The 18,148-nt window shown below is 71.1% G+C and carries 17 protein-coding genes; 8 read left to right on the forward strand and 9 right to left on the reverse strand.

The window, feature by feature from the left end; all coding sequences use genetic code 11:
- Positions 1 to 204 precede the first annotated feature (204 nt).
- Positions 205 to 1,287: an aminopeptidase gene (locus tag ABDZ66_RS06665; protein WP_343757286.1), complete on the reverse strand. Its 1,083-nt coding sequence runs from the start codon at positions 1,285 to 1,287 to the stop codon at positions 205 to 207.
- Positions 1,288 to 1,394: 107 nt separating this feature from the next.
- Between ABDZ66_RS06665 and ABDZ66_RS06670 the strand changes: the two genes are divergently transcribed.
- A complete protein-coding gene (locus ABDZ66_RS06670) occupies positions 1,395 to 1,697 on the forward strand; it encodes a putative quinol monooxygenase (RefSeq protein WP_343757287.1) in 303 nt (100 codons plus the stop codon).
- Positions 1,698 to 1,713: 16 nt separating this feature from the next.
- Here the strand turns inward: ABDZ66_RS06670 and ABDZ66_RS06675 are convergent, their stop codons facing one another.
- Positions 1,714 to 2,073 (reverse strand): VOC family protein, encoded by a 360-nt coding sequence (locus tag ABDZ66_RS06675; RefSeq protein WP_343757288.1) that lies wholly within the window; start codon positions 2,071 to 2,073, stop codon positions 1,714 to 1,716.
- 145 nt (positions 2,074 to 2,218) lie between these two features.
- On the opposite strand from ABDZ66_RS06675, the gene ABDZ66_RS06680 reads away from it, so the two are divergent.
- Positions 2,219 to 2,635, forward strand: coding sequence for a pyridoxamine 5'-phosphate oxidase family protein (locus ABDZ66_RS06680; protein ID WP_343757289.1), 417 nt, complete (start codon positions 2,219 to 2,221; stop codon positions 2,633 to 2,635).
- Positions 2,636 to 2,846: 211 nt separating this feature from the next.
- On the opposite strand, the gene sufD is transcribed toward ABDZ66_RS06680, so the two are convergent.
- The 3 genes from sufD to sufC form a co-directional block, all read right to left on the reverse strand.
- Entirely contained in the window at positions 2,847 to 4,199 is a 1,353-nt protein-coding gene (gene sufD, locus ABDZ66_RS06685) for a Fe-S cluster assembly protein SufD (protein WP_343757290.1), read from the reverse strand.
- A gap of 242 nt (positions 4,200 to 4,441) precedes the next feature.
- A complete protein-coding gene (gene sufB, locus ABDZ66_RS06690) occupies positions 4,442 to 5,848 on the reverse strand; it encodes a Fe-S cluster assembly protein SufB (protein WP_230287171.1) in 1,407 nt (468 codons plus the stop codon).
- Between the two features lie 119 nt (positions 5,849 to 5,967).
- Positions 5,968 to 6,723 (reverse strand): Fe-S cluster assembly ATPase SufC, encoded by a 756-nt coding sequence (sufC, locus tag ABDZ66_RS06695; protein ID WP_343757291.1) that lies wholly within the window; start codon positions 6,721 to 6,723, stop codon positions 5,968 to 5,970.
- A 313-nt stretch (positions 6,724 to 7,036) separates the two neighbouring features.
- Between sufC and ABDZ66_RS06700 the strand changes: the two genes are divergently transcribed.
- The 4 genes from ABDZ66_RS06700 to ABDZ66_RS06715 are packed head-to-tail and all read left to right on the forward strand — an operon-like array spanning position 7,037 to position 10,813.
- A complete protein-coding gene (locus ABDZ66_RS06700) occupies positions 7,037 to 7,723 on the forward strand; it encodes a MotA/TolQ/ExbB proton channel family protein (protein ID WP_273989397.1) in 687 nt (228 codons plus the stop codon).
- 22 nt (positions 7,724 to 7,745) lie between these two features.
- Complete coding sequence (locus tag ABDZ66_RS06705; protein ID WP_273989396.1) at positions 7,746 to 8,180, forward strand: ExbD/TolR family protein; 435 nt, start codon at positions 7,746 to 7,748, stop codon at positions 8,178 to 8,180.
- A complete protein-coding gene (locus ABDZ66_RS06710) occupies positions 8,177 to 10,063 on the forward strand; it encodes a hypothetical protein (protein ID WP_343757292.1) in 1,887 nt (628 codons plus the stop codon). Before ABDZ66_RS06705 ends, ABDZ66_RS06710 begins: the two co-directional genes overlap by 4 nt.
- A 39-nt stretch (positions 10,064 to 10,102) precedes the next feature.
- Complete coding sequence (locus ABDZ66_RS06715; protein WP_343757293.1) at positions 10,103 to 10,813, forward strand: hypothetical protein; 711 nt, start codon at positions 10,103 to 10,105, stop codon at positions 10,811 to 10,813.
- 67 nt (positions 10,814 to 10,880) lie between these two features.
- Here the strand turns inward: ABDZ66_RS06715 and ABDZ66_RS06720 are convergent, their stop codons facing one another.
- Complete coding sequence (locus ABDZ66_RS06720; RefSeq protein ID WP_343757294.1) at positions 10,881 to 12,803, reverse strand: acetate--CoA ligase; 1,923 nt, start codon at positions 12,801 to 12,803, stop codon at positions 10,881 to 10,883.
- A 178-nt stretch (positions 12,804 to 12,981) separates the two neighbouring features.
- On the opposite strand from ABDZ66_RS06720, the gene ABDZ66_RS06725 reads away from it, so the two are divergent.
- The gene (locus ABDZ66_RS06725; RefSeq protein ID WP_343757295.1) at positions 12,982 to 13,758 is read left to right on the forward strand and encodes a type III pantothenate kinase; all 777 of its coding nucleotides are present in this window, start codon (positions 12,982 to 12,984) and stop codon (positions 13,756 to 13,758) included.
- Between the two features lie 62 nt (positions 13,759 to 13,820).
- Here ABDZ66_RS06725 and ABDZ66_RS06730 read toward each other — a convergent pair whose 3' ends face one another.
- The 3 genes from ABDZ66_RS06730 to ABDZ66_RS06740 all read right to left on the reverse strand — a co-directional run bounded on the left by ABDZ66_RS06730 (position 13,821) and on the right by ABDZ66_RS06740 (position 17,008).
- Positions 13,821 to 14,999, reverse strand: coding sequence for a zinc-dependent alcohol dehydrogenase (locus ABDZ66_RS06730; RefSeq protein WP_343757296.1), 1,179 nt, complete (start codon positions 14,997 to 14,999; stop codon positions 13,821 to 13,823).
- Positions 14,996 to 15,823 carry an SRPBCC family protein gene (locus ABDZ66_RS06735; protein ID WP_343757297.1) on the reverse strand — a complete coding sequence of 276 codons (828 nt, stop codon included), beginning with the start codon at positions 15,821 to 15,823 and terminating at the stop codon, positions 14,996 to 14,998. The genes ABDZ66_RS06730 and ABDZ66_RS06735 overlap by 4 nt, the downstream gene beginning before the upstream one ends.
- A gap of 156 nt (positions 15,824 to 15,979) precedes the next feature.
- Entirely contained in the window at positions 15,980 to 17,008 is a 1,029-nt protein-coding gene (locus ABDZ66_RS06740) for an SDR family NAD(P)-dependent oxidoreductase (protein ID WP_343757298.1), read from the reverse strand.
- A 566-nt stretch (positions 17,009 to 17,574) separates the two neighbouring features.
- On the opposite strand from ABDZ66_RS06740, the gene ABDZ66_RS06745 reads away from it, so the two are divergent.
- Entirely contained in the window at positions 17,575 to 17,991 is a 417-nt protein-coding gene (locus ABDZ66_RS06745; RefSeq protein WP_343757299.1) for a hypothetical protein, read from the forward strand.
- Positions 17,992 to 18,148 lie beyond the last annotated feature (157 nt).

Here is an 18,148-nt window from a genome sequence, read left to right on the forward strand (position 1 = left end):
GACCCTCATTTACCCGTCAGGAACTGCCAGGTCATACGGACTCCGATTGAATGGGCTGCAAAGCCCGCTGGGTCCGAGCGGATGCGACCCGGAGAGCTGCTCCGCAGAGAAGGAGAGAAACGGGTTCCGGACGTGGAGCTGGCAATCCGGTGAAGTTCCGGATTGTCGGCGAAACAAACGGAATCCGTATCAGGAGCCGCCCCATCAGGAGCCGCGCAGACACGCGGCCCGTTCCGCCTGCGGCCGGCGACTGCACACCCGCGCCGCCTCGGTGAACGCCGGCAGGTGCCCATCCACCCGGGCCAGCAGCGCCTGGAAATCCGGGACCATCGTCGCGTACGCCGCCACCGCCCCCAGCGCCGCGTTGTTCACACCCCGCGCGAAGTAAGCGTCGTACCCCGCGTACCCGCCCCACGACGCCTTCAACGCCCCGTAGCGGGCGTGCAGGGCCGCCAGCACCGCCGCCTTCCGCGTGCGCCGGTCAGCGTCCGGCAGGTCCGGCTGCGCGTACAGCGCCTCCAGCTGCGCGCGGGCGTCCAGCAGCAGCGCCTCGAATGCCGCCTGCCGCGCCTGCGCCGCCCGGTCCTGCTCGCGCAGCTCCGGCGTGCCGTGCGCGGCCAGCCAGCGGCGCATGCCTTCCTCCTCGACCGCCGTGGCGTACGACTCGTTGAACACCGTGTCACCCGGCACGTACAGGTCCGGGTGGGCCAGCTCGTGAATCACCGTGCGGATCAGCGTGGCGTCCGGGTACGCCAGCATGGTCGACAGCAGCGGGTCCTTCAGGTACCCCAGCGTGGAGTAAGCACTCACGCCGCCCACGCTCACGTCCCGGCCCGCCGCGCGCCGCTCCTGCGCGTACGCCCGCGCGTCCGCCTCGGCAAAGTACCCCCGGTACCCCACGCAGCCCGCCACCGGGAAACACGACGTGTCCAGCGTCACGCTGAACTCCGGCGCGGAGAACACGTTCCACACCACGAACGGACGCCCGACATCCACGAACGTCAGGAAAGACCCGTGATCCGGCAGGCCCAGCCCGCCCGCCGCCTCGGACGCCACCGCAAACGCCCGCACGTCCGACGCCAACTGCAACTTGCGCCGCAGCTCCGGCCGCGTGGCCGGGTCCGCCAGGGCCGCCTCGACCGGCCGCGCCCGCCGCAGCAGATCCAGCTGCCCGCCCGCCGCCTGCGTCAGGTACCGCACGTCCGCGCACCCACTCAGGGCCAGCACGGCGGCCACCGCGCCCAGCACCAGACCCGCCCGCACACGCCGCCCCCCTGCCCACCTCACGCTGACCGCCTCATGCGGCCCAGTATGCCCCGCCCACGCACACCCGCAAAAAGCGTAAGGTGAACCCCGCACCCACAACCCACCCGGACGTTCAGGAGGTTTCACCCATGATCATCTCCCACGGCACCCTCAGCGCCCCCACCGAACACGCCGGGCAGGTCCGCGCCCTGCTGACCCGGATCGCGCAGGCCACCCGGCAGGAACGCGGCTGCCAGCTGTACGTCGTCTCCGAGGTCCTGGAACGGCCCGGTCACTTCCTGATCACGGAACACTGGCACTCCATGCAGGACATGCAAGCGCACCTCGCGCTGCCCGGCGTGGCCGAGGCCGTCGCCGCTGTCCACGCCCTGGGCATCACCGACCTGAGCATCATCGCGTTCGAGGCAGACGCGCCCACGAAGATCATGTAGCACACAGGCACGCCGGTCATTCACCCAGGAACGACTCCACCTCGATCACGAACCCGCCCGGCGCGTCGAAGTAGAACGTCAGGCGGCCGTGATTCCGCTGCGGTTCCGGCACCGTGAACCCGGCCGCCAGCAGCCGCTCCCGCACCGCCAGCACCTGCTCGGGCGTGTCCTGAAGGAAGCCCACGTGAAAGGACTTCGGGTACGCCACGTCCCGCGCGCGGAACATGGACAGCAGGAACCCGTCCGGGCCGCGCAGGAACGCCATGTGCTCGTTCACCGGCATGTCCGCCGTGCGCGAGAACCCGAAAAAGGTCTCCATGAGTGAAACGGTGCCCGGCACGTCCGTGACGCTCAGGTTCAGGTGATTCAGTCGCATGCGCCCTTGATACCCCGCCGCGCCCCCACGAAGTGCACGCCCACCCGCAAACGCCCCGGCCGCGCAAGGCCGCATGAAGGCCGCCTCGCCGCTCCATGAATCCCGCCGCACCCGCCCGCCCAGCCCGCCCCGTAGCGTGGCAGGTATGCCCGACCAGAAGATGACCCGGCTGGCCCGCAAGATGCGCGGCCTGGACCTGTGCCTGATGACCACCGTCACCAGCGACGGCCACCTCGCCTCCAGACCCATGAGCAACAACGGCGAGGTCGAGTACGACGGCACCAGCTACTTCTTCACCTGGGCGGACTCCCGCACCGCACAGGACATCGGCAAGAACAGGCACGTGCAACTGAACTTCCGCGCCGAGAAGGAATTCCTGTTCGTGGCCGTGCAGGGCGAAGCCACCCTGACCACCGACCGCGACGCCATGCAGGAGCACTGGCAGGAGCAACTCACGCAGTGGTTCAAAGAAGGCCTGGACACGCCCGGCCTGACCATGATCGAGGTCAAGGCCCGGCGCGTGAACTGGTGGGGCGAGGAAGACGGCGAGATCGAACTGTGATCCGCACGCCGCCAGCAGCAGACAGCAGAGCGGTCAGCTCCCGCAGGAACTGACCGCCGCCGGGCACAGGCTGCTTATACGGATTCCGTTTGTTTCGCCAACAATCCGGAACTTCACCGGATTGCTGGCTCCATGTCCGGAACCCGTGTTGCTCCCACTCGCATCCGCTCGGATTGAACGGGCTTTGCAGCCCATTTAATCGGAGTCCGTATTAGGCCGCGCCGACCTTCTTGGCAATGATGCCCTCGATGTACTTCACGACGCTCTTCAGGGGCACGCGGCCCAGCACGTCCTCCAGGAACGCGGTGACCAGCATCTTCTCGGCGACCTCGCGGGCAATGCCGCGCGAACGCAGGAAGAACAGCGCCTCCTGATCCACCGGGCTGGTGGTGCTGCCGTGGCTGCACCGCACGTCGTTCGCGTTGATTTCCAGCTGCGGCACGCTGAAGTTCCGCGCGTCGCTGCTCAGCATCAGGGTGCGGTGCTTCTGGTAAGCGTCGGTCTTCTGTGCGCCCAGGTCCACCTTGATCATGCCGCTGAACACGCCGACGGAAGAATCATTGTTCACGCCCTTGTACAGCAGGTCGCTGTACGCGTTCGGCGCGGCGTGATGCTGCAGGGTGTAGTGATCGAAGTGCTGATCCCTGTTCGCGAAGTACAGGGCCAGCATCTCGCTGTTCGACCCCTGCCCGCGCAGGTAGGACTGCATCTCGGTGCGGCTCAGCGTGCCGCCCATCGTGACGACCAGGGAGTTCAGGGTCGCGTCGCGGCCCACGTCCCCACGCTGCCGCTGGATGTGCGTGACGCCCTCGCCCCAGTTCTGAATGCTGACGTAGCGCACGCGCGCGGCGTCCTTCACGACCAGTTCGACCGCGCCGATCGCGTACGTGCCGGGCAGCGCTTCGCTGTCCTGCTCGTCGATGAACGTCACCTGCGCGTTCTCCTCGGCCACGACCAGCGTGCGGGTCGCGGTGTACGTCCCGGCCTCGCTCATCACGCGGAATGAACCCAGGGGCAGTTCGACCTCCACGCCGCGCGGCACGTACACGAACGCACCGTTCGTCCACAGGGCCGCCGCCAGCGCACTGAACTTCCCTTCGCTGGGATCAGGGCTCTTGCTGGGCGTCGTGCCCGGCGCGGCAATCGTCGTGTCGTCCGGCACTTCCGCCGGCACCACGGAGTACAGGTACTGCTGCACTTTATCTGCGTGCTGCTCCACCGCCGTCTTCAGGTCCGTGAAAATCACGCCCTTCGCCGTCAGTTCCGCCGGGAGTTCCGTGCGGTACACCACGTCCGGGCCGTCCAGCACGAGGAACGCGCCCACGTCCGTGCCGGTCAGGCGGTCCTGCACGCTCTGCGGCAGCGCGGACACGTCCGTCACCACGTCACGCTTGCCGTGCGGGCGCAGCGCGTCGAAATCCACGTCCACGCGCGTGTACTTCCACGCCTCCACGCTCTCCTGCGGGACGTCCAGCGTCGTGAACAGCTCCAGGCTTTCCTTACGCTTCGCAGTCAGCCACTCCGGCCCCTGCACCTGCGCGAGTTGATCATTGAATTTGGTCATGAACCCTCCTTGATTTGCGTTGTTATGGGCATCCCCGGGCAGCGCGGCTGCTCCGGCGGGGGGAACCCCTCAGTCCGCTGCGCGGCCAGCTCCCCTCAAGGGGAGCCAGAAAGCGACTGCCCTGCCTCCCCTCAAGGGGAGGTGCCCCGGAGGGGCGGAGGGGTCGCCCTGCGGCGTCGGTGATGAAGTCCGTCTGCCTGCCGGACCGGTGCGATGTGACCGGCCCGGCAGGCGAACGGAGATCAGCCGACGCTGCCTTCCATTTCCAGTTCGATGAGGCGGTTCAGTTCCACGGCGTACTCCAGCGGGAGTTCTTTCGCGATGGGTTCGATGAAGCCGCGCACGATCAGCCCGGCCGCCTCGTCTTCACTGAGGCCGCGGCTCTGGAGGTACAGGATCTGGTCGTCGTTGATCTTGGAGACGGTCGCTTCGTGGCCGACGCGGGCGTCCTTCTCTTCGATCTCGATGTACGGGTAGGTGTCGGTGCGGGCCTCGTCGTCGAGGAGCAGGGCGTCGCATTCCACGTTGGTCTGGCTGCCCTTGGCACCCTCGTAGATCTTGACGAGGCCACGGTAGGAGCTGCGGCCGCTGTCCTTGCTGATGCTCTTGCTGACGATGGTGCCGCTGGTGTTCGGGGCGAAGTGCACGATCTTCGCGCCGGCGTCCTGGTGCTGGCCGCGGCCGGCCATGGCGATGCTCAGCACCTCACCGCGCGCGCCCTCTTCGAGGAGGTAGCAGGCGGGGTACTTCATGGTGACCTTGCTGCCCAGGTTGCCGTCCACCCATTCCATGACGCCGTTCCCGTACACGGCGGCGCGCTGCGTCACGAGGTTGTAGACGTTGTGGCTCCAGTTCTGGATGGTGCTGTAGCGGAAGCGGGCGCCTTCCTTCACGACGATCTCGATCACGCCGGAGTGGAAGGAGTCGCTGGAGTACGCGGGGGCGGTGCAGCCCTCGATGTAGTGGGCCTGCGCGCCCTCGTCGATGATGATCAGGGTGCGTTCGAACTGGCCGCTGCTCTCGGCGTTGATGCGGAAGTACGTCTGGAGGGGGATGTCCACCTTGACGCCCTTGGGCACGTACACGAAGGAGCCGCCGGACCACACGGCGGAGTTGATGGCCGCGAACTTGTTGTCTTCGGGGGGCACGATGGTGGCGAAGTGCTCACGGAACAGGTCCGGGTATTCCTTCAGGCCGTCCTCGATGCTCAGGAACACCACGCCCAGCTTCTCCCACTCCTCTTTGAGGTTGTGGTACACCATCTCGCTCTCGTACTGGGCGCCCACGCCGGCCAGCGCGGCGCGCTCGGCTTCGGGGATGCCCAGACGCTCGAAGGTCTGCTTCACGTCGTCCGGCACGTCATCCCAGGAGCGGGCGTTCGCGCCCTCGGGCTTGATGTAGTAGTAGATCTCGTCGAGGTCCAGGCCACTCAGGTCCGCGCCCCAGGTGGGCATGGGTTTGGAGTAGAAGATGTCCAGCGCCTTCAGGCGGAAGTCCAGCATCCACTGGGGTTCGTCCTTGGCTTTGCTGATCATCTCGACCACGTCGCGGCGCAGGCCCTTGGGGGCCTTCACGGCGTAGCGTTCGGGGTTGCTCCAGCCGTACTCGTACTCTTTGTTGATCTCGTTGACTTCGGGATTAATGGTCATGGGGGTGCTCCTTCAGGGGGCAGATGGCAACTGGTCGAAGGCAGATGGCGCGGGCGCGGCTTGAGCTGTTGCTGGAGCGCTTCTGGCCCTCAGCCGTCTGCCTTCAGCCTTCTGCGGCGTTACGCCGTGGCGAGTTCCTTGACCCAGTCGTAGCCTTCGGTGTCCATCTTCTTGGCGAGTTCGGGGCCGCCGGTCTGCACGACCTTGCCGCCGAGGATGATGTGGACCTTGTCGGGGACGATGTAGTCCAGCAGGCGCTGGTAGTGGGTGATGATCAGGCCGCCGAGGTTCGGGCCGCGCATGGAGTTCACGCCCTTGGAGACGATCTTCAGGGCGTCGACGTCGAGGCCGCTGTCGGTTTCGTCCATGATGATGTAGTTGGGTTCCAGCATCAGCATCTGGAGGATCTCGTTGCGTTTCTTCTCGCCGCCGGAGAAGCCGGCGTTCAGGTAGCGTTCGACGATGCTCTCGTCCCATTCGAGGGTCTTGAGGGCGCTCTGGAGCTTGCCGTAGAACTCGGTGAAGGAGACCTCTTCGCCTTCTTCCTTGCGGGCCTGCATGGCGAGGCGCAGGAAGTTGGCGATGGTGACGCCGGGAATCTCGACGGGGTACTGGAAGGCCAGGAAGACGCCGAGGCGGGCGCGTTCGTCGGGTTCCATCTCCAGGATGTTCACGCCGTCCACGAGGACTTCGCCCTGCGTGACGGTGTATTCGGGGTCGCCGACGATGACCTTGGCGAGGGTGCTCTTGCCGTTGCCGTTCGGCCCCATGATGGCGTGCAGTTCGCCCCTGGGGACGATCAGGTTGATGCCCTTGAGGATTTCGGTGTCGCCGACGGTGGCGTGCAGGTTGCGGATTTCGAGCTGGTGGGTCATGCGGGCTCCTTGGGGAATCAGGGGGTTTTGTTAGGAATGATTCCTACTTACGGGCCTATTTTACCCGCATCGCCCCTTAAAGTCGAGTGATTCACTGCGGATTCTGCGGGGGCGCGGCGCGCGGGAGGCGGGATGCGGCGCCGGGCGACACTGGGGCGTGGAAGCGGGGGAAGCCCCCGCCCGACCGGTGATGGCCGGAGAACCACACGCGCCACCCCCGTGAACGCCCCACGCACCCGCCCCGCCCCCCTCATGAGGCCCGCGCACGCCCCTTTCACGCTTGCCACGCCCCTGCGTGCTACCCGTGGGGCACATGAACGTCATTGATCTCCTCCGCGCCGCCGGACCCCTGCTGTGGGTCCTGCTGGCCCTGTCCGTGTACGTCGTGTACCTGAGTGCCGCCCGCGCCCAGGCACTCTCCCGCCTGGGCGCGGACGCCCGCACCCTGATCGAACGCGCCCGCGCCGTCACCGCCGAGAGCGGCCCGGCCGCCGCGCTGGCCGAGGTGGACCGCGCCGCCCACCCCAGCCCGGCCGCGCAGGTCCTGCGGGCCGGACTGGCCCGCGCCGACCGCGGCGCTGAGGCCGCGCAGGCCGCCATGCAGTCCGCGCTGCTGACCGAGGACGCCCGCCTGTACGCCGGCCTGGGCGCACTGGGCACCGCCGCGCAGATCGGCCCGCTGCTGGGCCTGCTGGGCACCGTGATCGGCATGGTGCGGTCGTTCCTGGTGTTCAGTCAGACGACCAACCCCACGCCCGCGCAGCTGGGCACCGGGATCAGCGAGGCGCTGGTCAACACGGCGGCCGGGCTGGCCGTGGCGATCATCGCGTACGTGTGCCGCAACGCCCTGCGTCTGAAAGCCGACCGGCTGGCCCTGCAGGCCGAACAGGTGCGCGAGGACCTGCCGGGCTGGCTGACCCGCCCCGTGCCGGCGGCCCGCCCGGCCGTGCCGGCTGCGCCCCTGCCGGACGTCGCGCTGAGCTTCGGCGGAACGCCGTGAGGGCTGGCGCCGTGGGGTCCGCGTGAGCGCCGCCCGCCGCCGCTTCCGGGAGGACACGGACACCGTGACCTTCGACTTCGCGCCCATGGTGGACATCGTGCTGCTGCTGCTGATCTTCTTCTTCCTGACCAGCAACCTGGGCGCCCGGCACAACGCCCTCCCGCTGGACCTGCCGCGCGCCAGCAGCACCGTGCAGGAAACCCCGGACCTGCCCATCGTGAGCGTCAGCCGCACCGGGCAGGTGTTCCTGAACGGCCAGGAAACCACCCTGACCCGCCTGCGCGGCGCGCTGGAGCCCCTGGCGAAAGCCTCGGGCGGAGTGGTGGGCCTGCGCGCCGACGAACGCGGCAATTACGGCACGGTCGTGCGGGTCATGGACGAGATCAAGCAGGCCGGAGGCTCCCGCCTGGCGCTCGGCACCCAGCCCGGCGGCGCGGCGGGGGAGGGCGCGCCGTGACCACCGCCCCGCACCCCGGCCGGTCCTCACCCGAACGGCGCGAGCAGGTCCGGGCGGGCGTGGTGGCCGCCGCCGTCCACGTGGCCCTGCTGACCGGCCTGCTGCTGCTGCGCCCCCAGCCCCTGCCGCCCGCCGCGCCGCCAGACCTGACGACCGCCCCCATGGAAGTCGTGACGCTGGCCGCACCAGTTGCCAGCGCGCCCCTCACGACACCCGCCGTCCCGCAGGCCCCCACGCCAGCCCCCACGCCCCGAGCGATCACGAACCCCCGGCAGACGCCGTCGCAGCCGGAAACGAAACCGGAAGCAGAAGCGAAAGCGGAACCCACCCCGCCGACGCCGGCACCCACCCCGCCGACGCCGGCACCCACCCCGGCCGCCACACCCGACCCGGCCCCGGCCGAGCCCGCGCCGCCTGCAGAGGCGCCCCGCGCGGCCACCCCGCCACCCGCCGCTCCGCAACCCGCCCGACCCGGCCCGGCCGACCCGGCCCCCACGCCCGACCTCACGCCGACCCCGGCGGCCCGCCCGGCACAGGGAGCCCCAGTACAGGGAGCCCCAGTACAGGCAACACCGGCGCAGGCCGCGCCCGGGACGCTCACCCCGGCCCCGGTCGACCCGGTGGCCCCGGTGGCTGCCCGGACATCAGCGCAGGCTGACACGCCGTCCGCCCCGCTTCCTGCGGCGGGTGCCCAGGCAGGCACTCCGGAGGGCCCGGCGGCTCCCGCCCGCATCCCGGGCGTGACGACACCGGACCCGCAGGCGCAGGAGGCGGCCGGGCCGGTGGCGGCCCTGCCCCGCCGCGAGGACGCCACCCCCGAGAGCAGCGCCCCCGCCGACGCCGCGCCGCGCGCCGCAGCGGGCCGTCCCACAGACTCGCCGGACCCGGTGACCGTGACGGCCATCCCGGCCCGCCCGCCATCCGGACCGGCCGCCACCGGCACGCCCGCCGGGGCGGCCCCGCGCGCCACCCTGCCGGACGCTTCGCCCGTCGCCGCGCCGGACCCGGCAGCACCCAGCCGCGCCCAGGTCAGCGGGGCCACCAGCGCCGGGAACGCGACCGGCAGCGCCCCGCAGGCGTCCGCGCGGCCCACCCCGGCCCCGGTACCCGCGCAGGCGGCGCCCGTCACGGCACCTTCCGGCGCGGCGGCCACCCCGGCACCCCCTGCGCCGACCCCGGTGCCGGCGGCCCGACCCGCTCCGCCCGCCACCCCGGGGGGCGGTTCCCGGCTCCCTGAAGGCGCGGCGGCCCGCGCCACGGCTCCGGGCGGCGCTGCCAGTGCCCCGGAGGACAGCGGCCCGGTTGCCAGCCCGTCCGGCGGCGTGACCCGCGACGCCCCGGATGGCGGCGAGGGGCCCGCCCCGGCGCAGGCCAGCCGGGGTGCGCCCGGGGGCGGCCGTGACGCCGCTCCTGGCACGGACGGTCCGGCGTCCGCCACGCCGCGCAGCGGTCCCGGCGGCACCGGGGCGACCCCCGCCGCGCCCGCCGGGACCGTCGCGCGTGGCGGCGAGGGCGGCGAGGGCGGCGAGACGCGCCCGCTGACCTGCACGGTCGTGATCGACGTGCGCGGCCTCGGGGCGTTCCAGCGGGACATGACCAGCGTCGTGTACGCCCAGGACGGCACGCAGCTGTGGCCGGACGCCACCCTGATCAGGGGTGTCAGCAGCCGCCTCGTGCAGGAAGGCAACCTGCACACCTACGTGACCAGCGAGGCGGAACTGTCCGCCTTCAAGAACGTCACCCGCCTGAAGGCCGCCCGCATTCAACCCAACCGTTTCGCGCCCACCTCGAAGGTGTACACGGACGTGACCCTCCCGGCCGAGGCCGCCGCGCAGTTCCGCTCGGCCGGACAGGCCTGCCGGGTCGTGTACCTCAAAACCTGACCTGCCCCCCGAGCAATTCCTTTCTCCCCGAGGTTCCCCATGAGCATCCGCATTCCCGCCCGCCTGTCCCTGTCCCTGAGTCTCGCCGCGCTGCTCGCCGCGCCCGCCCACGCCTGGGTTCCCAGGCTGGAAGACACCACCGCGAAGAACGTCATTGACGGCGCGTACGGCCGCCGCGACCCGGTCCCCACGTACCTGATCACCAGCCTGAAGGTCAGGGACGGTCAGTTCGAGGCCGGGGCGGGCGCCGTCACCGCCTTCGACGGCGGCCCCGCCTGCGTCACCGACTGGCTGGCCGCCCCACAGGACCACGCGCGCGGCAGCCGTCCCGTCACCCTGACCGCCAGCGGACAGGCCGACCAGCTGTTCTTCCAGGCGCAGGACGCCCGCGACAACTTCAGGAACCTCAGCGTGAAAGAGGCCCTGAGCGAGGAGTCCGCCAGCAGACGCCTCCCGGACGGGCAGCTGCGCCTCGACCTCGCCGTGCAGGGCCTCCCGAGTGAGAAGGCCCGCGCCGCGTACCTCGTGCGCCTGAAGGGCGCGGACGGCAAACTCGTCGCCCCGGTGAAAAGCACCTACGTGAACGACTTCAGGGAGGAAGGCGGAACCTGGAGCGGCACCCTGGTGTACTACTTCGAGCCGCTGAAGGCCGGGCTGGGGGCCAGCGACACCGTCAGCCTGCTGCTGCGGACCGAGGCGGACACGAGCTGCGCGTACGCCATTCCCGTGAACCTCGGCCAGTTCAGCTGAGCAGGGGGGCGCCGGGAGGGCGTGCTGGCGCAGGCCGACGCTCCCTCCCGGCGGCTGTCCCGGCTGCCTACGCCGTGCCGCTGGCCCCCTCCAGCAGCGCCTGAACGGTGGCGATGGCGTCCGGGTTTTCCAGGCTGCTCAGGTCGCCGCCCGCCTGACCGGTGATCAGCAGGTCGCGCAGGACGCGGCGCATGATCTTGCCGCTGCGGGTGCGGGGCACGGTCGGCGTGACGATCACGCGCGCCGGGCGGGCAATGGCGCCCACGCCCCGCACGACGGCTTCGGCCAGTTCGCGTTGCAGTTCGGGGCTGCCCTGCGCGTCGCCGCGCGGCACGACGAACGCGACGGGCACCGAGCCTTTCACGTTGTCGGGCATGGCGACCACCGCCGCCTCGGACACGGCCGGGTGCGTGATCAGCGCCGCTTCCATCTCCATGGTACCGATGCGGTGCCCGGCGACGTTCATCACGTCGTCCAGACGGCCCGTCACCCACAGTTGCCCGTCGTGGTCGAGCAGCGCGGCGTCGCTCGCGGCGTAGGCGCCCGGATGGTCGCTGAGGTACGTGGCGCGGTAACGGTCGTGGTCGCCCCACACGGTCCGCGCGAGGCACGGGAACGGTTCGGTCAGGGTCAGGGCGCCCAGTTCACCCGGCGCGGCCTCATGGCCGTCGTCCCGCACGATCCGGGCGCGGTAGCCGGGCAGCGGGTGCCCGCACGCGCCGGGGCGGGTGGGGGTCAGGCCCACCATGCTGGCCGCCCAGGCGGTGCCCGTCTCGGTCTGCCCGTACGTGTTGTTGATGAACACGTTCCCGCCGCCCAGCGTGTCGTGCGCCCAGTGCCACGTTTCCGGGTCCAGCGGTTCCCCGACCAGCCCGATGAGTTGCAGCCGGCCCAGGTCGTGGCCGCGCAGGGCGTCGTCCCCGGCGCGGCGCAGCATCCGCAGGGCCGTGGGGGCCGTGAAGACCTTCGTGACGCCGTAGGCGGCGATCAGTTCGTACGGCCGGGCGGGCGTGGGCGTGTCGATGCTGCCCTCGTAGATCACGTGCGTCGCGCCGTGCGCCAGTCCGCCCACCAGCGCGAAGATCGGGAAGGTCAGCCAGCCCACGTCGGCGGTACACCAGTACGTGTCCTGCCCGCGCAGGTTCAGGGTCCACTTCACGTTCGCGTACGCGCCGGTCAGGAAGCCCAGCCCGGCGTGCACCAGGCCCTTGGGTTTGCTGGTCGTGCCGCTGGTGTAGATGATGAACCCCGGCTCGTTCGCCTCCAGCATCACCGGGTCGGCGCGGCGGGTGGTGGCGTCCAGCAGCGCCTGGAAGTCCAGTTCCCCGGCCCGCAGGGGGTGACCGGCGTTCACGCGCCGCGCCACGATCACCTGCGTGGGCGGCAGATCGGTCAGGGCCTCGTCCAGCGTGGCCTTCAGCGGCACGATCCGCCCGCGCCGCAGCGTGGCGTCCGTGCAGACCACGACCTTCGGGCGGGCGTCCTCCAGGCGGTCACGCACGGCGGCGGCGCTGAAGCCCGCGAAGATCACCGAGTAGATCGCCCCGATGCGGTAGCAGGCGTGAATGGCGATGAACGCCTCGGGCACGTTGCCCAGGTAGACGGCCACGCGGTCCCCGCGTTCCACGCCCAGGTCCTGCAGGGCAGCGGCAAAGCGGGCGGTGGCGTCGGTCAGCTCCCCGTACGTCCAGGTTTCCCGCAGGCCGTCCTCACGCTCGTAGCGCAGCGCCACACGCTCTGGCGGGTGCCGGTCCAGGCAGTTCACGCTGACGTTCCCGGTCGCGCCCGGAAAGTACCGGAAGTCCCCCAGCGTGCCCTCCAGGGCCGTGGTGGGAGGCGTGTCCCAGGTCAGTTCCTGCGCGATATGCAGCCAGTACGCCTGCGGGTCCAGGTGACGCAGGCGCTCGGCCTCGGCGGGCGGGACGGGCGGGCAGGCGCTCAGGGCGGCGGTGGGCGACACGAGCGGAACAGACAGCAGGGCAGCGTCCATGAAACAACCTCCGGGGGGCAGAGAGGAAAGGATGTCGGGTTGTGTGGACCTTCAGGGTAACGCGGCCACATGAGCGGCGCGACCCAGCCGCGGCCTGTCCCTCACGCGGGAACGGGCGCGTGGTGCGCACCACCGCGCCGCGCGGCGACCCCCACCCGACTGCCCTACACTGAGGGGCGTGCCCGCCTTTCCCCTTCTGGCCGTGGATATCGGCAACACCAGCACCGTCATCGGACTCGCGGACGAACGCCTGGACCTGACGCACACGTGGCGGATCCGCACGAACCGCGAGCATCTGCCGGACGACCTCGCCATGCGGCTGCACAGCCTGCTGGCCCTGACCGGCGCGCCCACGCCGCGCGCCGCCGTCCTGAGCAGCGTCGCGCCGCCCCTGGGCCAGAACTACGTGCTGGCGCTGCGCCGCCACTTCGCCGTGGAGGCCTTCGAGGTCAGCGCCACGAACCTCCCGGACGTCCAGGTGGAACTCGACGTGCCGGACGCCGTGGGCGCGGACCGCCTGTGCAACCTGTTCGGCGCCGAGAAGTACCTGAACACCCATGAGTACGCCGTGGTCGTGGACTTCGGGACGAGCACGAACTTCGACGTGATCGGCCGGGGCCGCCGGTTCCTGGGCGGCGTGCTCGCCACGGGCGCGCAGGTCAGCGCCGACGCGTTGTTCGCACGCGCCGCGAAACTCCCGCGCATCACCCTGCAGGCCCCGCAGAGCGCCATCGGCACGAACACCACGCACGCCCTGCAGTCGGGTCTGGTGTTCGGGTACGCCGAGATGGTGGACGGCCTGCTGCGCCGCATCCGCGCGGAACTGCCGGGACCGGCGGTCGCCATCGCCACCGGGGGCTTCTCGCGGACCATCGAGGGCATCTGCCGCGAGATCGACCACTACGACGAGACCCTGACCCTGCGCGGCCTCGTGGAACTCTGGGCCAGCCGCTGAACGCCGCGTGACAGAGGCCGCCGGAAGCTCATGCCTCCGGCGGCCTTCTACTCCGCAGCCTGTCAGCCCCAGGGGTTCAGCACGACCTTCACGCAGCCGTCGTGCTTGTCGCGGAAGGTCCTGTACAGGTCCGGCGCCTCGTCCAGGGTGGCGCGGTGCGTGATCACGAAACTCGGGTCGATCTCGCCCGCCTCGATGCGGGACAGCAGCGGCGCGACGTGCCGGTGCGTGTGCGTCTGACCCATGCGGAAGGTCAGGCCCTTGGCGAACGCCGCGCCCATCGGGACCTTGTCGATCAGGCCGCCGTACACGCCGGGCAGGCTGACCGTGCCGCCCTTCGCGCAGCTCAGCAGCGCCCAGCGCAGCGCCGTGATCCGGTCGAAACTCAGCCGCAGCCGCTGCCTGGCGGTGTCGGCCAGCGCGCCGGGACCGTGCCCGTGCGCTTCCATGCCCACCGCGTCGATCACGTGGTCCGGGCCGCGCCCGCCGGTCGCCTCACGCAGCGCCACCAGCACGTCGTCCTGCTCGTAGTTGATGGTCTGGCACCCGGCGGCGGCCGCCATCGCCAGCCGCTCGGGCACCCGGTCGATCACGATCACGTGCGCCGCGCCCAGCAGCTGCGCACTGCGGGCCGCGAACTGCCCGACCGGCCCGGCCCCGAACACCGCGACCACGTCGCGGCCCGGCACGATGCCGCACTGCTCGGCCGCCTGGTACCCGGTGGGGAAGATGTCGGTCAGGAACAGCACCTGCTCGTCCCGCAGGTCCGATTCGATGCGGTGCGGCCCGACATCCGCGAACGGCACGCGCACGTACTGCGCCTGACCGCCCGCGTACCCGCCGTACATGTGCGAGTACCCGAACAGCCCGCCGCCACTGACCCCGCCGTACAGCGCCTCGGCCATGCGGTGGTTGGGGTTCGAGTTGTCGCAGGCGCTGAACAGGCCCCGGCGGCAGGGGTCGCAGGCCCCGCAGGCGATGTTGAACGGCACGACCACCCGGTCCCCGACCTTCAGGTTCTTCACGTCCCGCCCGATCTCGACGACCTCACCCATGAACTCGTGGCCCAGGATGTCACCGCGCTCCATGCTGGGAATCACGCCGTCGAGTAGGTGCAGGTCCGAACCGCAGATCGCGGTCGAGGTGACACGCACGATGGCGTCGGTGGGCAGCAGCAGCGTGGGGTCGGGGACCGTCTCCACGCCCACGCGGTTCGTGCCCTGCCAGACGATGGCCTTCATGCCGGACCGCCCGTCGCGGCGCGGCCACTGCTCTGGCCCTGCGTGGTCGGCGCGAAGCCCAGTTCCTGCTCGCGCTTGAAACGCATCAGGTCGTCCCGCAACTGCTGGGCGGGTTCCTCGCCGGCCAGCCGCGCCACGACGGCCCCGGCCGTGCCGGCTGGCGGGCGGTACGTGAGGCGCACGATGACCTCGGTGCCCCGGTCGCCCGGCGCGGGGCGGAACAGCACCTCACCGTGATTCTCGACTGCCGCGCCCGGCAGGGACTGCCACGCCAGCCGCTGGCCCGGTTCGTCCGCCGTCAGTTCCGCCTCCCAGCTGACCGTGCCGGCCGGGGCTTTCACGGTCCAGCGCGAGCGGCGCCCGTCCAGCACCTCGACGGCCTGAAGGTGGGTCATCAGGTCCGGCAGCCGGGCCAGATCCCGCCAGCGGGCGTACAGCTCGGCGGCGGGTTTCCCGACCGTCACCGCGTCACTCACGAGGACCTCGCCCTGCGCGTTCTGCCGGATCTTCAGCGCGGTCGCTAGCGGGTTGCGGCCCGTGGCAGCCAGCGCGGTCAGCCCCGCCCCGACGCCCCCCAGCACGAGCTTCTGCAGCGGCCGGGCGCTGCGTAGCCCCGCGCCGATCAGGGCGACGCCCACGCTGCCCACCACCGAGCGTTCCAGGGGCGGCATGTGGGCGCCGGTACTGCCCTCCCCGGCCGCCTGCGACTCGGGGGTGCGGTCGGAGGTGACCTGCCCGTCGGGTTTCGGGCTGTCCGGGCTGGTGTTGCCCGGATTCGTGGTGTCCGGATTCGTGGTGTCCGGGTTCGTGCTGTCTGGGTTCATGGTGACCTCCGGCAGAAGAGAGAGAACGGAAGAGAACGACGCAGAGGCGGACGTCTGCCCAGGGGTCACGGCGCAGCCGGTCCGGTCCGGCCAGTCAAGCCTGCGGGGCGGGGGTCCTTTGCGTCCGCGCGCACTGTGTGACCCTCAGGTGAACGCTCAGGTTTCCCGGTCACCCGGCTGGCGCCCATGCGCCCGGCGCTGGTTGAACGCCCCCTCGGCGGCGCGTTTCATGGGATTTCCCTGAGTGAGCGGACCCTCGGCGTCCCGGCCGGTCACGGCCCGGTCCGAGCCGGCCGGCCCCGGCAGCAGCCGCGCCGCGAAGGCCATCAGGGACGCCGTCAGTTCCGGCGCGGCCCCCTGCACGGCCCGCATCACCGCCGCGGGACCGCCGATCATGGTCTCCGCCCGCCCGGCCTCCAGGGCGTTCAGGATCCGCCGGGCCGCCTCGGCCGCGTCCAGCGACAGCACGGGCAGCGCGGCCAGCGTGGCGATCAGCGCGTACTCGCGCCGCACCTGCCCCTTCACCGGCGCGTTCAGCGGACTGCCGGTGCGCATCAGGCCCGGCAGGACCGTGCTGACCACGATGCCCTCGCGCGCCAGTTCCGCCCGCAGCGCCTGCCCCAGCCCCGCCGACGCGAACTTGCTGACCGAGTACGGCCCCAGGTGCGCAATCGCCACCCGCCCCCCCACCGACGACACGATCAGCACCCGGCCGCCCCCGCGCAGGTGCGGCCGGGCCGCGCGGACCATCCGCAGCGGCCCCAGCGTGTTCACCTCCAGCGCGTCGCGGTAATCCTGCTCGGTGGTGTTCGCCTCCGGCCCGATCTGGATGATGCCGGCGTTGTTCACCAGCACGTCCAGCCGCCCGTGGGCGCGCACGGCCTCCTGCACGGCCCGCGCGGCGTCCCCGTCGCGTCGCACGTCGCCGGTCACGGTGTGCACGCGCGGCCCGGCGTTCAGGCGTTCCTGCGCCCGGCGCAGGTCCTCGGCGGTGCGGGCCATCAGCGTGACGTTCGCCCCGCGCGACAGGCACTCCCGGGCCAGCGCCAGCCCCAGCCCGCGCGAACCGCCGGTGATCAGCACGCTCCGGCCCGTCAGGTCGTACCGGCCGGCCGGAGAGCGGAGGGCGCGTCGGGCGGCCAGGGCAGCGGCGGCCGTCAGGAGCAGACGTGTCGGGACTCGCATGGCTGCCATTGTGTGCCTCCCCGGTCCCGGCGCGGCCCTGCGTGAACAGCCTGTCAACGCGGCCTCTCATACGGATTCCGTTTGTTTCGCCAACAATCCGGAACTTCACCGGATTGCTGGCTCCACGTCCGGAACCCGTTTTTCTCCTGCTCTGCAGAGCAGCTCTCCGAGTCGCATCCGCTCGGACTGAACGGGCTTTGCAGCCCCTTCAATCGGAGTCCGTATCATGCGGCTGGCAGGCATCCGGCGGTGCCGGAGTGCGTCCGACCCCACGACTCCTGCCGCGCGCCCCTGACCACCCTGACTGCACGCTCTCACTGCACGCGCGTATACCAGTCCGGCCGGATCGGATGACCCGGCACCCGCACGCAGCGCGGAAATAAACGGTCCTCTCAGACGGGCGCCCGGTCGCCCGGGCACGATCCTGGCCGTGCCACACGGCCTTCCAGGCCCCCGAGCGGCCCCGGCCCGCATGAGGGCGTCCGGGCCAAGCCGCAAGGGTCACCGCGATCCTCTCAAGGTCGTGCCACACGGCGCCCGCATCATCGGTCCCAGGAGGAACCACCATGACCAAGACCAAGATGATGACCGCCCTGACCGCCCTCGCCCTGACCGCCGGTGTCGCCTCGGCGCAGACCAGCAGCACCGGCAGCGTCGGCGTGAACCTCGGCGCCGGACTGGGTGCGGGCCTCGCAGGACAGGCGCAGGGGAGCGACGGCGCAGGCAGTGCCAGCCTCCTCGGCGCGGTCGACAGCACCCTGAACGTCGGCGTGAACGCCAGCGGCAGCACCACCACCGACCGTGAAGGCCGGGAATCGGGCAGCGCAGGCAGCGTGAACGTCGGCCTGTCCGGCGCCCTGAGCGGCCTGCTGGGCGCCGGCGTCAGCGGGAACGACAGCGCTGGCAGCGCCGGCCTGCTCGGCGGCCTCACCAGCGCCCTGAACCTCGGCGTGAACGCCAGCGGCAGCACCGAACGCCCCTGAGGACCGACGGCAGCGCGCGCTGACACCAGCGCGCCCAGAGAGATACCGCGCTTAGCAGGGCGCAGGGATGAACGACAGGGAAGCGGGGCCTCCGGACAGCAGTGACGGACGGCCCCGCCTCCCTGTCCTGCGGCGGCACCACGCCCGAGCGCGGCGG

Source organism: Deinococcus depolymerans, from assembly GCF_039522025.1.
Classification (GTDB): domain Bacteria; phylum Deinococcota; class Deinococci; order Deinococcales; family Deinococcaceae; genus Deinococcus; species Deinococcus depolymerans.

Bases quoted from the DNA above. Each gene is read 5' to 3' on its own strand.
- ABDZ66_RS06715 (WP_343757293.1), top strand. From the start codon at position 10,103: ATGAGCATCCGCATTCCCGCCCGCCTGTCCCTGTCCCTGAGTCTCGCC.
- sufC (WP_343757291.1), bottom strand. From the start codon at position 6,723: ATGACCCACCAGCTCGAAATCCGCAACCTGCACGCCACCGTCGGCGAC.
- sufB (WP_230287171.1), bottom strand. From the start codon at position 5,848: ATGACCATTAATCCCGAAGTCAACGAGATCAACAAAGAGTACGAGTAC.
- ABDZ66_RS06675 (WP_343757288.1), bottom strand. From the start codon at position 2,073: ATGCGACTGAATCACCTGAACCTGAGCGTCACGGACGTGCCGGGCACC.
- ABDZ66_RS06735 (WP_343757297.1), bottom strand. From the start codon at position 15,823: ATGAACCCAGACAGCACGAACCCGGACACCACGAATCCGGACACCACG.
- ABDZ66_RS06680 (WP_343757289.1), top strand. From the start codon at position 2,219: ATGCCCGACCAGAAGATGACCCGGCTGGCCCGCAAGATGCGCGGCCTG.
- sufD (WP_343757290.1), bottom strand. From the start codon at position 4,199: ATGACCAAATTCAATGATCAACTCGCGCAGGTGCAGGGGCCGGAGTGG.
- ABDZ66_RS06670 (WP_343757287.1), top strand. From the start codon at position 1,395: ATGATCATCTCCCACGGCACCCTCAGCGCCCCCACCGAACACGCCGGG.
- ABDZ66_RS06700 (WP_273989397.1), top strand. From the start codon at position 7,037: ATGAACGTCATTGATCTCCTCCGCGCCGCCGGACCCCTGCTGTGGGTC.
- ABDZ66_RS06745 (WP_343757299.1), top strand. From the start codon at position 17,575: ATGACCAAGACCAAGATGATGACCGCCCTGACCGCCCTCGCCCTGACC.
- ABDZ66_RS06720 (WP_343757294.1), bottom strand. From the start codon at position 12,803: ATGGACGCTGCCCTGCTGTCTGTTCCGCTCGTGTCGCCCACCGCCGCC.
- ABDZ66_RS06740 (WP_343757298.1), bottom strand. From the start codon at position 17,008: ATGCGAGTCCCGACACGTCTGCTCCTGACGGCCGCCGCTGCCCTGGCC.
- ABDZ66_RS06730 (WP_343757296.1), bottom strand. From the start codon at position 14,999: ATGAAGGCCATCGTCTGGCAGGGCACGAACCGCGTGGGCGTGGAGACG.